Source organism: Belnapia sp. F-4-1 (genome assembly GCF_000802185.1).
Lineage (GTDB): Bacteria > Pseudomonadota > Alphaproteobacteria > Acetobacterales > Acetobacteraceae > Belnapia.
On the sequence record NZ_KN676113.1, the window covers coordinates 1318129 to 1333038 of the forward strand.

General features: G+C 69.1%; 14 protein-coding genes. All 14 read left to right on the forward strand.

Annotated elements, in window-relative coordinates:
* The first annotated feature begins 58 nt into the window (after positions 1-58).
* The 14 genes from LH62_RS06445 to LH62_RS06510 are packed head-to-tail and all read left to right on the forward strand — an operon-like array spanning position 59 to position 14741.
* Positions 59-1576 (forward strand): amidase, encoded by a 1518-nt coding sequence (locus LH62_RS06445; RefSeq protein ID WP_043360048.1) that lies wholly within the window; start codon positions 59-61, stop codon positions 1574-1576.
* An 11-nt stretch (positions 1577-1587) separates the two neighbouring features.
* Positions 1588-2991 (forward strand): amidase, encoded by a 1404-nt coding sequence (locus LH62_RS06450; RefSeq protein WP_043360049.1) that lies wholly within the window; start codon positions 1588-1590, stop codon positions 2989-2991.
* Positions 2992-3025: 34 nt separating this feature from the next.
* Entirely contained in the window at positions 3026-4258 is a 1233-nt protein-coding gene (locus LH62_RS06455) for an urea ABC transporter substrate-binding protein (RefSeq protein ID WP_043360051.1), read from the forward strand.
* Between the two features lie 21 nt (positions 4259-4279).
* Entirely contained in the window at positions 4280-5146 is an 867-nt protein-coding gene (locus tag LH62_RS06460) for an ABC transporter permease subunit (protein ID WP_043360052.1), read from the forward strand.
* Between the two features lie 12 nt (positions 5147-5158).
* Positions 5159-6223 carry an ABC transporter permease subunit gene (locus LH62_RS06465; protein ID WP_043360054.1) on the forward strand — a complete coding sequence of 355 codons (1065 nt, stop codon included), beginning with the start codon at positions 5159-5161 and terminating at the stop codon, positions 6221-6223.
* A 1-nt stretch (position 6224) separates the two neighbouring features.
* Positions 6225-6947 (forward strand): ABC transporter ATP-binding protein, encoded by a 723-nt coding sequence (locus LH62_RS06470; RefSeq protein WP_043360055.1) that lies wholly within the window; start codon positions 6225-6227, stop codon positions 6945-6947.
* Positions 6937-7647: an ABC transporter ATP-binding protein gene (locus LH62_RS06475; protein ID WP_236552492.1), complete on the forward strand. Its 711-nt coding sequence runs from the start codon at positions 6937-6939 to the stop codon at positions 7645-7647. Before LH62_RS06470 ends, LH62_RS06475 begins: the two co-directional genes overlap by 11 nt.
* Before the next feature lie 28 nt (positions 7648-7675).
* Positions 7676-8614, forward strand: a complete 939-nt coding sequence (locus LH62_RS06480) for an acetamidase/formamidase family protein (RefSeq protein ID WP_043360056.1) — start codon at positions 7676-7678, stop codon at positions 8612-8614.
* 23 nt (positions 8615-8637) lie between these two features.
* Positions 8638-10170 (forward strand): amidase, encoded by a 1533-nt coding sequence (locus LH62_RS06485; protein WP_052213788.1) that lies wholly within the window; start codon positions 8638-8640, stop codon positions 10168-10170.
* Positions 10170-11027 carry a branched-chain amino acid ABC transporter permease gene (locus tag LH62_RS06490; RefSeq protein WP_043360057.1) on the forward strand — a complete coding sequence of 286 codons (858 nt, stop codon included), beginning with the start codon at positions 10170-10172 and terminating at the stop codon, positions 11025-11027. The genes LH62_RS06485 and LH62_RS06490 overlap by 1 nt, the downstream gene beginning before the upstream one ends.
* 17 nt (positions 11028-11044) lie before the next feature.
* The gene (locus LH62_RS06495) at positions 11045-12265 is read left to right on the forward strand and encodes a substrate-binding protein (RefSeq protein ID WP_043360059.1); all 1221 of its coding nucleotides are present in this window, start codon (positions 11045-11047) and stop codon (positions 12263-12265) included.
* Between the two features lie 4 nt (positions 12266-12269).
* Positions 12270-13304, forward strand: a complete 1035-nt coding sequence (locus tag LH62_RS06500) for a branched-chain amino acid ABC transporter permease (RefSeq protein ID WP_043360061.1) — start codon at positions 12270-12272, stop codon at positions 13302-13304.
* Positions 13304-14038, forward strand: coding sequence for an ABC transporter ATP-binding protein (locus LH62_RS06505; protein WP_043360062.1), 735 nt, complete (start codon positions 13304-13306; stop codon positions 14036-14038). Before LH62_RS06500 ends, LH62_RS06505 begins: the two co-directional genes overlap by 1 nt.
* On the forward strand, positions 14031-14741 hold the full coding sequence (locus tag LH62_RS06510) for an ABC transporter ATP-binding protein (RefSeq protein ID WP_201445435.1): 711 nt from the start codon (positions 14031-14033) through the stop codon (positions 14739-14741). Before LH62_RS06505 ends, LH62_RS06510 begins: the two co-directional genes overlap by 8 nt.
* Positions 14742-14910: the final 169 nt, after the last annotated feature.

Below are 14910 nucleotides of genomic sequence, written 5' to 3' on the forward strand. Positions count from 1 at the left end.
TTCCGTCCCTGCGCTCGCTCGCGGACGGGAGCAGGACGACGCACGTATTGGAGGCGCCATGCCTGTCAGGACGCCTAGCCTTGAACAGATCTTGCAGATGGCCGATCGGCAGGGGCTGCACCTGTCCGCCGAGGATGCCGCGGAGTTCCGAGGCATCATGGCCGGCACGCTGGAGGCCTACCGGCTTCTCGACGAACTGCCCGAGCCCAAGCTGCCAGTGGTCGCGGCTCGCACACCCGGCTGGCGTCCTTCCACGGCCGAGAACCCCCATAACGGCTGGTACTGGCGCACGGAGATCGCCACCGGCGGGCCCGGCCCGTTGCATGGCAAGCGGGTCGCGGTGAAGGACAACATCTGTGTTGCCGGCGTACCGATGATGAATGGTTCGGCGCTGCTGGAGGGATATGTCCCGGATGTCGACGCCACCGTCGTCACCCGCATCCTGCAAGCCGGCGGCACCATCGCGGGCAAGGCGGCCTGCGAGGATCTTTGCTTCTCCGGCGCCAGCCATACCTGCGTCACCGGCCCCATTCGCAACCCGCACCGGCCCACGCACAGCGCCGGCGGCTCCTCTGGCGGCAGTGCGGCGCTGGTAGCAGAAGGTGCGGTCGAGATGGCGCTCGGCGGCGACCAGGGCGGCTCCATCCGCACGCCATCGAGCTGGTGCGGCGTCTATGGGCTGAAGCCGAGCTGGGGGCTGGTGCCGGTGACGGGCTCCATGCCGATCAGCTATTCCGTCGACCATTGCGGACCGATCTGCGCCAGCGTCGAGGATGTGGCGCTGCTGCTGTCGGTCATCGCCGGGCATGACGGCTGGGATCATCGGACCATCCCGGCCCAGGTCGGCGACTATATGGGCGCGCTGGGTGCCGGCGCCGCGGGGCTGCGCATCGGCGTGCTGCAGGAGGGCTTCGGCCATCCAGAAAGCGACCCGCGGGTGGATGCCAGCGTGCGCGGCGCGATCGGCGCGCTGGAGCGGCTCGGGGCCCAGGTCGAGAGCGTCTCCGTACCAATGCACCGCGTGGCGCCGGCGATCTGGAGCGGGATCATCCTCGAAGGCGCCGCTGAGATGATGCTGAAGGGGCACGGCGTCGGCCACAACGTGCCGGGCTACTACCCCGTCGGCATGCAGGAGGCCTTCGCGCGCGGCTTCGACACCCGGATCGACGACGTGTCGGACACGGTGAAGCTCGTGCTGCTGCTGGGCGAGTACCTGAACAAGCATTACCACAACCGCTACCACTCGAAGGCGCAGAACTTGCGCGTGCCGCTGACCCAGGCTTATGACGCGGCGCTGCAAGGGGTGGATGTGCTGGTCATGCCGACCAATCCTTTCACCGCGACCGAGATCCCACCGCGCGACGCGCCGCGGGCGCTGGCGGTGGACCGCGCGCTGAACATGCAGGCCAATACCTGCCCCTTCGACGTTTCGGGCCACCCGGCATTCACCATCCCCTGCGGCACCGTCGACGGGCTGCCGGTCGGGCTGATGCTGGTAGGGCGTCGCTACGAGGAGGCCACGCTGATCCGTCTGGCATCCGCTTTCGCCGCCAGCCACGACTGGCGCAATAATTGAGAGGAACCGCCATGACGCAGACCGAGCTTCCCTATCTAGAGCTGACCGAGCTGACGCAGCGCATCCAGGCGAAGCAGATCTCGCCGGTGGAGGCAACGGAGGCGATGCTGTCGCGCATCGTGGCCCTCGATGGCCAGCTGAAGAGCTATGCGCTGGTGATGGCAGAGGAGGCGCGCGCCGCGGCGCGGCAGGCCGAGGCCGAGATCGCCCGCGGCGAGATCAAGGGACCACTGCACGGCGCGCCGATCGCGGTGAAGGACCTGTGCTGGATGACCGGCGTCCCGACCGCCGCCGGCATGACCATCCACCACGACTTCCGCCCGCAGGACACGGCGACGGTGGTGAAACGCCTGCAGGCGGCGGGGGCCATCATCCTCGGCAAGCTGCAGCTCACCGAGGGCGCCTATGTCGATCACCACCCACAGATCCCGCCGCCTGTGAACCCGTGGAGCGCCGAGCACTGGTCCGGCGCCTCCTCCTCCGGCTCCGGCGTCGCCACGGCGGCCGGCCTCTGCTACGGCTCGCTCGGCTCCGACACCGGCGGCTCGATCCGCTTCCCTTGCGCGGCGCAGGGGCTTACCGGGGTGAAGCCGACCTGGGGGCGCGTCAGCCGCTACGGCGTCTTCGAGCTGGCGGCGACGCTGGACCATATCGGCCCGATGACCCGCAGCGCGGCCGATGCCGCGGCGATGCTGGCTGCCATCGCGGGCGCCGACCCGGACGATCCGACGGCGTTGCAGGCGCCGGTGCCGGACTACATGGCGGAGCTGGAAGGCGGCATCGCCGGGCTGCGCCTCGGCATCGACGAAGCCTGGATGGGGGCAGCGACCGATGCGGCGACGCAGGGCGTGTTGCAGGCGGCGCTCGCCGTGCTGAAGAAGCTCGGCGTCGAGGTGGTGCCGGTGCGCTTCCCCGACACCGCGGCGGTGATAGAGGACTGGTTCCCGCTCTGCGGCGCCGAGGTGGCGGTGGCGCACAAGGCGACTTATCCCGCTCGCAAGGGTGAGTATGGCTCCTCGCTGTCGGCCCTGATCGAGCTCGGGCACGGGCTCACGGGCATGGGCTACCAGGAGATCGTGCTGCGCCGCATCGACTTCCGCGGCCGCGTCGCCGCAATGTTCGAGGGGATCGACCTTCTGCTGGCGCCCGCGCAGGGCTTCGCCTCGCCCACCCTGGCGAAGATGGCCACGGCCGGCGAGGACGCGGCGCTGATGCAGGCGCTACTCGGCTACACCTGCCCCTTCGACATGACCGGCAGCCCGACCATCACCCTGCCGGGCGGCTTCACCGATGCGGGGACGCCGATCGCCTTCCAGCTCGTTGGCCCGCATCTGTCCGAGGCCGTGCTGTGTCGGGCGGGCCACGCCTTCCAGGGCGCGACGGATGTCCACCGCCAGCATCCCGCGCTCGGCTGAGCGCGACCGAGACAGCATCGCAAGGAGGGACAGCATGAACCGCAGGGATCTGCTTTTGGGGACGGCCGGGGCGTCGCTGGCGGCCGCGCTGCCCCGGACCGGCCAGGCGGCCGGCCCGCCGATCAAGATCGGCCTGCTCGAGGACATCTCGGGCGACCTGGCCTCGATCGGCCTGCCCAAGCTGCACGGCACGCAGATGGCCGTGGACGAGGTGAACGCCACGGGCGGCATCCTCGGCCGCAAGCTGGAGCTGATCCATCTCGACCCGCAGGGCGACAACGCGCGCTACCAGGAATTCACCCGCCGTCTGCTGCAGCGGGACAAGGTGGATGTGCTGATCGGCGGCATCACCTCCGCCTCGCGCGAGGCGGTGCGGCCGATCGTGGGCCGGCAGAACGCTTTCTACATCTACACCAATCAGTATGAGGGCGGCGTCTGCGACGCCAACATGCTGAGCGTCGGCGCCGTGCCGGAGCAGCAGCTCTCGACCCTGCTGCCCTGGATGGTCGAGCGCTTCGGCAAGCGGGTCTACACCGTCGCGGCGGACTATAATTTCGGCCACCTGTCCTCTGCCTGGGGCAAGTCCATCATGAAGCCGCTCGGGGTCGAGTTCGTGGGCGAGGAGTTCATCCCGCTCGGGGTCTCGCAATTCGCCCAGACCATCCAGAACATCCAGCGCGCCAAGCCGGACTGGCTGTACATGCTGGATGTCGGCGCGGCGCAATCCTCCTTCTACGAGCAGAAGAACGCCGCCGGCGTGCGCCTGCCCATGGCGAGCCCGGTGAAGATCATGCTCGGCTTCGAGCACAAGCGCTTCCCGGCTGGCGTGATGAAGGACATGTACGCCGCCGCCAACTGGTTCGAGGAGCTCGACACGCCGGAGGCGAAGGCCTTCGTCGCCCGCTGGCGGGCAAAGTACCCGGACGAGGTCTACATCAACGACATGGGCTACAATGCCTGGGTCGCCATCATGCTCTACAAGCAGCTGGCCGAGAAGGCGAAGTCCACCAAGCTCGCCGACCTGCGCGGCGCCATGGCGGACGGCACCCTCGGCGTCGATGCGCCCGAGGGCCGCATCGTCATCGACCCGAAGAGCCAGCACTGCTCGCACCGCATGCGGCTGATCTCGGTGGATGGCGAGAACAAGATCAAGATCGAGAAGGACTTCGGCGACATCCAGCCCTTCTGGCTCGGCCAGGTCGGCTGCAACCTGCTGCAGTCCAACCCGCGCGAGCAATACACGCCGGACAACCTGCCGCGTCGCTGATCTGGCGAGGGGAGTGCGACCATGCTGGGCAACCTGTTTGCGGGCTTCTACCAGTTCGCTGATGTCTTCGCGTTCCTGGTGCTGTCCGCGGCAGGCCTCGCCATCATCTTCGGCATGATGGGCGTCATCAACATGGCGCATGGCGAGTTCGTGATGTGCGGCGTCTACGTCACGGCAGCCAGCTATCATGCCGGGCTGCCGCTGCCGCTGGCCCAGGCCTGCGGTACGGCGGTGGCCTTCCTGATCGGCATGGTGCTCGAAGCGGTAGTCATCCGGCCTCTCTACACGCGTCCGCTCGACTCGCTGCTGGTGACCTGGGGGCTCAGCCTCGTGGTCACTCAGGGCACGCTGGTGCTGGTGGGCTCGACCTTCCCCGGCATCGGCACGCCGCTGGGCGGCTTCCGCGTCGGCGACTATACCTTCTCCGCCTATCGGATGGTGCTGTTCGCCGCCGCCATCGGCGTGCTCGGCTTCGTCTGGTTCCTGTTCCTCCGCACGCGCTTTGGCATCCAGGCACGCGCGGTGATGCAGAACCCGGGCATGGCGCAGGCGCTCGGCGTGCGGCGGAACCGCGTCTATGCCCTCAGCTTCGGCGTGGGCGCGGGGCTCGCAGGGTTCTGCGGCGCGCTCTACGCGCCGACCATGTCGCTGATCCCCACCATGGGGTCGAGCTTCATCGTCGAATCCTTCGTCACGGTGGTGGTCGGCGGCTCCAGCGTGCTGCTGGGCACGGCGCCGGCGGCGGTCGCGCTCGCGGTCATCCGCACCGGCCTGAATGCCTGGTACGGCCAGATCATCGGCCAGATCGGCCTGTTGGTGGCCGTGATCCTCATCATCCGCGTGCTGCCGGACGGGTTCACCGGCTGGCTGACGCGGCGCACGGCCTGACGGGGGACCCGCATGCTCAAGCTTCTCGATGGGCCGCAGACCATGGGCCGGGGCCCGGCCTTCTGGGGCGCCGCAGGCCTCGTCCTGCTCGCCGCACTGGCCTATCCGCTCTTCGCGGACCCCTACGATGTCGGCAATTTCGGCTACTTCTTCGTCTGGATCTTCATGGCGCTCGGCCTCTGCCTGATGTGGGGCCTCTGCGGGATGCTGTCCTTCGGCCAGACCTTCTTCTTTGGCCTTGCCGGCTATGGCTACGGCGTCATCGCCATCGACCTCGGCAATGGGCCGCTCGGCACCATGGCGGGGCTGGCGGCGGGGCTGGTGCTTGCCGCCGCCGCCGCCGCGGTGCTGGGCTACTTCATGATCTACGGCCGCATCAACGGCGTCTTCTTCGGCATCGTCACGCTCTCGGTCACGCTCGCCTTGGCCTATTTCCTCGGCCAGACCGCCGGGCCCGAATGGGCGATCGGCAAGGCACGGCTGAACGGCTTCAACGGCATGCAGGGGATGGATCCGCTGACCTTCCCGGGACCCGATGGCGGCATCGTGCTGGAGGAGACGCTGTTCTACTACGTCCTGATCCTCGGCCTTGTCATGGTCTACCTGCTGCTGCGCATGCTGGCCAACTCGCGCTTCGGCAACGTGCTGGTGGCGATCCGCGAGGATGCGGAGCGGGCTGAGCTGCTGGGCTATGACGTGCGGCGTTACCAGCTCGCCGTCTTCGTGTTGGGCAGCACGCTCGCCGGGCTGAGTGGCGTGCTCTACACCTCCTGGGGGCAGTTCATCACGCCCTCCAGTATCGGCCTGCCGGCGGCCTCCATGCCGATCATCTGGGTCGCCTTCTCCGGGCGGACGGACCTGACTGCAACCTTGGTCGGCACCTTCCTGCTGCTGCTCGGCTTCCAGAGCCTGACGATCTACAGCCAGGAGACGGCGCTGGTGCTGATGGGCGCGCTGCTGATGGCGACCGTGCTGTTCGTCCCGCGCGGCTTCGTCCTCGGCATCGGCGACCTGCTGGCCCGCCTGACGATGCGGCGGCGGCGGGAGCCTCGGCCCGCTGCGGCAGCGGAGGTGTAGGATGACGACCCTTCTGGAACTGCAGGGCGTGAGCCGGCGCTTCGGCGGGTTCCTCGCGGTGCGCGAGGTGGACCTTGCCGTGGCGGCCGGGGAGATCCACTGCCTGATCGGCCCGAACGGGGCGGGCAAGAGCACGCTGTTCAAGCTGGTGGTCGGCCGCTACGAGCCGAGCGCGGGCCGCATCCATTTCCGCGGCCATGACGTGACGCGCGACGCGCCGCATTCCCGCGTGCAGCGCGGCATGAGCATCAAGATGCAGGCGCCGAGCGTCTTCCGCGCCCTGCCGGTGCGGCAGAACCTGCACATCGCCATGCAGCACCATGTCCCGCCCGCCGAGCTGGCGCGGGAGGAGGAGCGGCTGCTGGAGCTGTTGGGCCTGGCCTCCGAGGGCGCGCGGCCGGCAGGCGAGCTCTCACACGGGCAGCAGCAATGGCTGGAGATCGGCATGGCAGTCGCATTGAAGCCTACCTTGCTGCTGCTGGACGAGCCCACCGCCGGCCTCTCACCGGAGGAGACCTTCCGCACCGGCGAGCTGGTGCAGCGCCTGGCGGCCGGCGGGATGACGGTGCTCGCCGTCGAGCATGACATGAGCTTCGTCAAGCAGATCGCCACGCGCGTCACCGTGCTGCATCTCGGCCAGGTCTTTGCCCGCGGCACGGTGGAGGAGATCGTCGCCGACCCGCGCGTGGCCGAGATCTACCTGGGCGTTCCCCATGCCGCCTGAGCCGATCCTCGAGGTCGCCGGCCTGCGCGCCGGCTACGGCGGCACCCAGGTGCTGCAGGGCGTGGACCTTTCGGTCGGGCGCGGCGAGATCGTGGCGCTGGTCGGCCGCAACGGCGTCGGCAAGACCACGACGATGCGCTGCCTGATCGGCCTGGTGCGGGCGACCGCAGGCAGCATCCGCTTCGCGGGCGAGGACCTGACACGCGCCGCCGCTGATGCGCGGGCCCGGCGCGGCATCGGCTACATCCCGCAGGGCCGCGACGTCTTCCCGCGCATGACGGTGCAGGAGAACCTTGCGGTCGGTGAGCTGATCGGCGCCTCGCGCCGCCAGCGCCGCGCCGACCTCGTCTACCAGTACTTTCCGATCCTGGCGGAGCGGCGGCGGCAGATGGCCGGCACCTTGTCCGGTGGGCAGCAGCAGCAGCTCGCCATCGGCCGGGCGCTCATCGGCGGGCCGGAGCTGATCCTGCTCGATGAGCCGTCGGAGGGCGTGCAGCCGAATGTGGTGCAGGCCATCGTGCGCGTGCTGCGCAGCATCCGCGACGACCTCGGCACCACCATCGTCTTCGTGGAGCAGAACCTGGAGACGATCCTCACGCTCGCCGACCGCTGCTGCGTCATGGAGAAGGGCAAGGTGGTCGATGCCATCCCGCCCGGCGCCGTGACCTCGGAGAATGTCCGCCGCCATCTGATGCTGTAACGCCGTCCCAGCCATCGAGGAGCGATCTATGCCAACCGAGCACGCAATCCCCGCGACACCCGACATGCTGGTCTGGGGCACGCTCGCCGCGGCGACGCCGCCGGCGCTGACGGTGGAATCGGGCGATGTCGTCAGCATCGTCGCCATGCCGGCCGGCAGCGCGGTCTCCTTCCCGCCCGATGCAGCGCTGGTGCCGGCCGAGTACCGCGCGGCCGTCGAGGGCGTGCCGCAGGGGCCGGGGGCGCATTTCGTCAACCGCCCCGTCTTCGTGCGCGGCGCCGAGCGCGGCGACGTGCTGCAGGTCGACATTCTCTCCGCCGAGCCCTGGATGGACTGGGGCTTCGTCTCGGTCATGCCGCTGCTCGGCACGCTGCCGGAGGAGTTCACCGAGTACGAGACCATCCACCCGCGCATCGACCTTCAGCGCGGCACCTGCCGCCTGCCCTGGGGGATGGAGCTGCCGCTCGACCCCTTCTTCGGCGTCATCGGCGTGGCGCCGCCGCCGGAATGGGGCGCCTGCACCACCAATGTCCCGCGCGCCTTCGGCGGCAACATGGACAACAAGGAGCTGAAGCCGGGGACGACGCTCTACCTCCCCGTCTTCAACGAGGGCGCGTTGTTCTATGCGGGCGACGGGCATGGCGTGCAGGGCGATGGCGAGGTCTGCATCACCGCGCTGGAGACGGGGCTGAAGGGCAGCTTCCGGCTGACGGTGCGAAAGGACCTCAGCCTGAAGATGCCCTTCGCCGAGACGGCGACGCATCTGATGTCGATCGGCCTCGACGAGGATCTCGACGACGCGGCGAAGCAGGCGGTGCGCGAGATGGTGCGCGAGATTTGCGCCCGCACCAACCTCAGCCGCAACCAGGCCTACATGCTGTGCTCACTGATCGGCGACCTGCGCATCACGCAGACCGTCGACGGCAACAAGGGCGTGCACATGATGCTCGCCAAGCAATACCTCTGACCACGACAGACGAGGCAGGGACGATGACCCAGGATATCGACGTCACCGAGCTGACCGTCGCAGAGGTGCAGGATGGGCTCGCGCGCGGCGCCTTTACCGTCGAGGCGCTGACATCGGCCTTCCTCGCCCGCATCGTGCGGGACAATCCGCGGTTGAACGCCATCATCTTCCTCAACGAGGCGGCGCTCGATGATGCGCGGGCGATGGATGCGCGGCGCGCCTCCGGCGAGGCGCTGGGGCCGCTGGCTGGCATCCCCGTGGTGGTGAAGGATACCATGGACATGGTGGGCTTCCCGAGCACGGGGGGCTGGTCCCTACTGACCTCGAAGCATGGCGGCACCGACCTGATGCCGGGCACCGATTCCCCTGTGGTGGCCCGGCTGCGGGCGGCGGGGGCCATCATCCTCGGCAAGACCAACGTGCCCATCCTCAGCGCCAGCGGCACGCATGCGAACAACAGCTGGGCGGGGCCGACGCTGAACGCGGCGGCGCCCGACCTCGTCCCTGGCGGCAGCTCCGCCGGGACTGCCACCGCCGTCGCCGCTTCCATGGCCGTGCTTGGCCTGGCGGAGGAGACGGGCGGCTCCATCCAGAACCCGGCCGCGGCGCAGGGGCTGGTCGGCATCAAGCCGAGCTTCGGCCTGGTGCCGAATGCCGGCGTCATGCCGCTGGCCAGCCAGCGCGACGTGGTGGGGCCGATCGCGCGCTGCGTGCGCGACGCCGCGCTCACGCTCGACGTGCTGGCCGGCTTCACCATGGAGGACCCGAAGACGGTGGCGGGCGTCGGCAACATCCCCCAAGGGGGCTATGCCTCGCTGCTGTCGGAGACGGCGCTTGCCGGCCGACGCCTCGGACTTTACGGCCCAGGCTGGCGGAACCAGCCGCTCTCGGCCGAGACCGAGGCGCTCTATGCCCGCGCGCAGGACGAGATCCGCGCGCGCGGCGCGACGCTGGTCGCGGATCCCTTCGCTGGCAGCGGCTTCGCCGAGCTGCGCCAGCCCGTGTCGGATGAGTATCCTTTCGACGCGCGGGGGCTGGAATCGGCGCCCTACGACATGCACCGCTATCTCGAGCGCATGGGCCCCGAGGCCGCGGTCCGTGGCTTCGCCGACTTCGCCCGGGCGACTGCGGCGGGGGATGCCTTCGCGCCGGGCGGCATGCTGCACTACCTGCACCGGCTGCCCGGCTTCGATGCGGCGCTGGCCAATCCGCTCGTCCCACCGCCCATGCCGGAATTCATCGCGGCGCGCGCTGCCTATCGCCGCATCTTCGACGGGGTGATGGAGAGCCAGGGGCTGGATGCGCTGGTCTTCCCGCAAATGCGCGAGGCGCCGCCGCCGCTGCATGCCGACGGGCTGATCCAGGAGACGACCGTCAGCGAGATCAACATCGCCGGGCTGCCGGGCGTCACGGTGCCGGCCGGGTTCCATGCCTCGGGCGCGCCCTTCTGCCTCATCTTCGTCGGCCGGATGTGGAGCGAGGCGCTGCTGCTGGCCCTCGCGCATGACTACGAGGCGGCGACCCGGCACAGGCGCGCGCCCGGTCTGGCAGCGTGATGGAATTCGCCGCCAAATTCGCCTTCGACATGGTCGCCTTCACCTCGGTGATGGTGCTGATCGTGCTCGGCCTCGGCGTGATCGCCAGCATGATGGGCATCTTCAACTTCGCCCATGGCGAACTCGTCCTGCTGGGCGCCTACACGGTCTATCTCAGCAGCGAGGCCGGGCTCGGGACATGGCCTGGCCTGCTCGCCGCCCCGGTGGTGGTGGGGCTGGTGGGCTTCGGGTTGGAGCGCACCGTCATCCGACGCTTCTACCGGACGCCGATCATCGCCATGCTGGGCACCTATGCGATCGGCCTCATCATCCGGGAGATCGTGCGCGGCCTGCTGGGCGGCCACTACAAGTCGATCCCGGAGCCGATCGGCGGCGCCTTCAGCCTCGGCGGCATCGAGTTCTCCATCTGGCGCAGCTTCATCATCGCCACGACCCTCGTCGTCATCGGCGGCACCTACCTGCTGCTGGCGCGCAGCTCGATCGGCCTCAGGGTCCGCGGCGCGCTGGAGAACCCGATGCTGGCGCGGGCCTGCGGCATCTCGACCAGCCGCCTCTATGCGCTGACCTTCACTTTCGGCGCGGCGCTGGCGGGGCTGGCGGGCGCGCTCATCGTGCCGCTCTACCAGCTCTCGGCCGATATCGGCATCCGCTTCCTCGTGCAGGCCTTCCTTTCGGTCATGCTGGGGGGCGTGGGCAGCTTCGAGGGACCGGTGCTGGGGGCGGCGGCCGTCGGCGGGCTCGCGGCCTGGCTGCCCTGGGTGGTGACGCCGGTGCTCGCCGATCCGCTCGTCTTCCTCATCGCGCTTGCCATCGTCCGGGTGCGGCCGCAGGGCTTCATCGCGGTCGGGCGCCTGTAGCAGCAAGGAGAACGTCCATGACCATGACCAGGCGTCGCGTCCTCGGTGGGGCCAGCGCCCTCACCGCCGCCGGATGGCTCGGCTCGCTCACGGGCGGCTTCGTGCTGCGCCCGAACTGGGCGCATGCCGCGGGCCCGATCAAGATGGGCATCGCCACCGACATCACCGGCCCCATCGCGCCCTCCGGCAACGCCAATTGGCAGGTGGCCCAGTTCGTCGTCGAGGAGATCAACAAGGCCGGCGGCATCCAGGGCCAGCCGATCGAGCTCCACCTGGAAGACACCGCCTCCGACCCAAAGATCGCGGTGGGCAATGTCCGCAAGCTGATCCAGGAGCGGCGGGTCAATGTCGTGCTCGGCGGCATCACCAGCGCCATGCGGCAGGCGATCAAGGACCCGATCGTGAACCGCGGGCGCACGCTATACATCTACCCGCAGCTCTACGAAGGGCAGGAATGCACGCGCTTCCTGTTCAACACCGGCCCGACGCCGGCGCAGCAATGCGACCGGCTGATTCCCTACCTGATCAAGACCATGGGCAAGCGGCGCTTCGCCATGCCCTCGGCCAACTATGTCTGGCCGCAGCTGCTGAACAGGTATGCCCGCAAGGTTATCGAAACCAATGGCGGCGAGGTGGTCTTCGAGGAGTACTACCCGCTCGACCAGGCGGAGTACTCGGCGACCATCGGCAAGATCCGCGACGGGCGGGTGGATTGCGTCTTCAGCACTATCATCGCTCCGGGCCTGCAGCCCTTCATGAAGCAGCTCTACGAGAGCGGCTTCCAGAAGGGCGGCGGCGTCGTCAGCTGCGTCTACTACGACGAGAACCTGCTGAACTACCACCCGGCGCAGGAGATGGAGGGGCTGGTCTCCTGCCTCGACTACTTCCAGGCGGTGGACGATCCGTTCAGCAAGGCGCTGCAGGAAGCCTATTCGAAGCGCTTCCCCGGCACGAAGTACCTGTTCACCGCCGGTTCCGCCTCGACGGGGATGTATCGCGGCATCAAACTCTACGAGGCGGCGGTGAAGGCGACCGGCGGCAAGCTCGGGCGCGAGGACGTCGCGGCAGCGATGGACAACGCCGTGCTGACGGAAGGGCCGGGCGGCGGCGCGCAGATGGTGCCGGGCAAGATGCATGCGCGGATGAACATGTACATCGCCATCTGCCGCAACGATGCCGGCCGGACGCGCTACGAGGTGGTCGACAAGGCCGACATGGTCGAACCCCGGGAGTGCTGAGGCGATGACCGCGACCACCAGGGCCGCCCCTCCGGCCACCGCCCGGCGCGGCAGCTTCCGCATCCTGCCGGCGATCGAGCTGGCGGTGCTCGCCCTGCTGCTCGTGGTGCCCTTCCTCCTCGCCGACCGGCCGGAGCTGATCACGCTGCTCACCAACGTGGTCATCCTGTCGCTGCTGGCCCTCAGCTTCGACCTCTGCTGGGGCTTCTCCGGCATCATGTCCTTCGGCCAGGCCCTGTTCTTCGGTGTCGCCGGCTACGGGGTGGCGCTGGTCGGGCGGGACCTGGAGTTCAGCCAGCTCTGGGCGACGCTGCCGCTGGCGATGCTGGCCGGCGGCGCTCTCGCGGCCATCCTGGCGGCGTTCCTGCTGCTCGGACGCAAGGCGCCGACCTCCATCTTCGTCGCCTTCGGCACCCTCACCGGCGCCTATGCGGCGGAGCGGCTGGTGGCGGGCTGGCAGTATGTCGGCGCCGGCAACGGGCTCTCGGCCATCAAGCTGATGGCCTTCGGCGAGTACGAGTTCGTCGAAGGCCTCGACTTCTACGCCGTCGCACTGACGGCGCTGGTGCTGGTTTATGCCGCCAGCCGCATGCTCGTGCGGTCGCAGCTCGGCTTGGTGCTGGCCGGAATCCGGCAAAACGAGGAGCGGCTGGCCTTCTTCGGCTACCGCGTGCAGGTGTTCAAGGCGCTGGTCTTCAGCCTCGCCGGCATGGTGGCGGGGCTCTCCGGCGCCCTCTACAGTTACCACCAGGGCTTCACCGGGCCGAGCAACCTCGGCCCCGGCCTGTCCACCACCGCGGTGATCTACTGCCTCTTCGGCGGCAGCGGCACGCTCATCGGGCCGGTGATCGGGACGGTGGCGATCGAGGTGCTGAGCTATGTGCTGGCCGATATCGACGCGATCCGGCAGTTCTGGCCGGTGCTGCTCGGCCTGGTGCTGCTGCTGGTGGTGACCTTCCAGCCGACCGGCCTGCTCGGCCTCGCCGTCTCGGCGCGGGAGCGCATCGGCACCTATGGCGCGCGGAAGGCGGCGCGCTGATGGCCCTGCTGCAGGTATCGGGCGTCACCAAGACCTATGGCCCGCTGAAGGCACTGGACGGCGTCGATCTGGAGATCGGGGCCGGCAGCTTCCACGGCCTCATCGGACCGAACGGGTCGGGCAAGAGCTCCCTGTTGAAGGCGATCGCCGGCGCCCATTTCCCGACCACGGGGCGCATCCTGTTCGACAACGACGACATCACTGCCATGCCGCCTTACCAGCGCTCCCGCCGTGGGCTCAGCCTGAAATTCCAGATCACCTCGGTGCTGACCGAGCTGTCGGTCTATGACAACGTCCTGCTCGCGCTGCAGGCGACGGAGGGGTACGGCGCGCTGTTCCGCAGCCGCTCGCGCGGGCGGCTGGACGACGAGGTGATGGGGGCGCTGGAGCGGTTCCGCCTCGCCGGCCGCGCCGACGACCTGGCGGGCGAGCTCAGCCACGGCGAGCAGCAATGGCTGGAGATCGCCATGGCGCTCGCCCCGCGCCCGAAGCTGCTGCTGCTGGACGAGCCGACCGGCGGCATGAGCCCGGAGGAGCGTCGCGTCACCGGCGAACTGCTGGCGCCCATCCGGCGCCACTGCGCGTTGGTAATCGTCGAGCACGACCTCGACTTCATCAAGAACATCTGCGACCGCCTCACCGTACTGGACCAGGGCCGCGTCCTCGGGACCGGCAGCGTGGCCGAGATCGAGGGGGATGCACGCGTGCAGGAGATCTATACCCGCCGTGTCTGACCCCGCGACCCCGCCGCTGCTGGACGTAGCGGATCTTCAAGCCGGCTATGGCCGGAGCCAAGTGTTGTTCGGCCTGTCCCTCGGCGTGCCGCGAACGGGCGCGGTGGCCATCCTGGGCCGCAACGGCGCGGGCAAGACCACGCTGCTGAAAACCCTGGCAGGGGAAATCCGGCCCAGCGCAGGCAGCATCCGCCTCGCCGGCGAGGATGTGACGGCGGCACCGCCGGAACGGCGCGCACGCCTCGGCATAGGCCATGTCCCGCAGGAGCATGCGATCTTCGCGCGGATGTCGGTGCGGGAGAATCTGATGCTCGGTGCCGGGCCACGTGCCGACCGGCGGGCGATCGAGGAGGTGCTGGAGTTCTTCCCCAAGCTCGGCGCCCGCCTTGGCCAAACCGCCGCGACCCTGTCGGGCGGCGAGCGCAAGATGCTGGCGATCGGCCGCGCCCTGCTCGGCAAGCCGCGCGTGCTGATGCTCGACGAGCCGACCGAAGGCGTCTGGATCGGGGTCATCGACGAGATCGCCGAGCGTCTTATCGATTTATCGCGGCGCATGAGCGTGATCCTGGTCGAGCAGCATGTCGAGCTCGCCCTGACGGTCGCGCAGGCGGCCTATGTCATCGACCGTGGCACGGTGGCGCTCAGCGGCCCGGCCGATCATGTTAGGAACGACCCCGCCCTGCTGCGGCTGCTGGCACCGTAATAGCGCAAGAGCATGAGCCATTCCCTGTCTGCGCGGGTTTTTCCGACTGGACGCCCCTACGTCTGTGTACCCAGGCAAACGCCGAGCGTGGGGCGGCCTGCGGCGAGGCGCCCTTCGAGCAGATGCAGCACCTCCCGCAGAAACGGCTGGTGGTCCTCCTTCCGGGCCC

Coding starts and splice junctions, on each gene's coding strand:
- LH62_RS06445 (WP_043360048.1), top strand. CDS start 59: ATGCCTGTCAGGACGCCTAGCCTTGAACAGATCTTGCAGATGGCCGAT.
- LH62_RS06450 (WP_043360049.1), top strand. CDS start 1,588: ATGACGCAGACCGAGCTTCCCTATCTAGAGCTGACCGAGCTGACGCAG.
- LH62_RS06455 (WP_043360051.1), top strand. CDS start 3,026: ATGAACCGCAGGGATCTGCTTTTGGGGACGGCCGGGGCGTCGCTGGCG.
- LH62_RS06460 (WP_043360052.1), top strand. CDS start 4,280: ATGCTGGGCAACCTGTTTGCGGGCTTCTACCAGTTCGCTGATGTCTTC.
- LH62_RS06465 (WP_043360054.1), top strand. CDS start 5,159: ATGCTCAAGCTTCTCGATGGGCCGCAGACCATGGGCCGGGGCCCGGCC.
- LH62_RS06470 (WP_043360055.1), top strand. CDS start 6,225: ATGACGACCCTTCTGGAACTGCAGGGCGTGAGCCGGCGCTTCGGCGGG.
- LH62_RS06475 (WP_236552492.1), top strand. CDS start 6,937: ATGCCGCCTGAGCCGATCCTCGAGGTCGCCGGCCTGCGCGCCGGCTAC.
- LH62_RS06480 (WP_043360056.1), top strand. CDS start 7,676: ATGCCAACCGAGCACGCAATCCCCGCGACACCCGACATGCTGGTCTGG.
- LH62_RS06485 (WP_052213788.1), top strand. CDS start 8,638: ATGACCCAGGATATCGACGTCACCGAGCTGACCGTCGCAGAGGTGCAG.
- LH62_RS06490 (WP_043360057.1), top strand. CDS start 10,170: ATGGAATTCGCCGCCAAATTCGCCTTCGACATGGTCGCCTTCACCTCG.
- LH62_RS06495 (WP_043360059.1), top strand. CDS start 11,045: ATGACCATGACCAGGCGTCGCGTCCTCGGTGGGGCCAGCGCCCTCACC.
- LH62_RS06500 (WP_043360061.1), top strand. CDS start 12,270: ATGACCGCGACCACCAGGGCCGCCCCTCCGGCCACCGCCCGGCGCGGC.
- LH62_RS06505 (WP_043360062.1), top strand. CDS start 13,304: ATGGCCCTGCTGCAGGTATCGGGCGTCACCAAGACCTATGGCCCGCTG.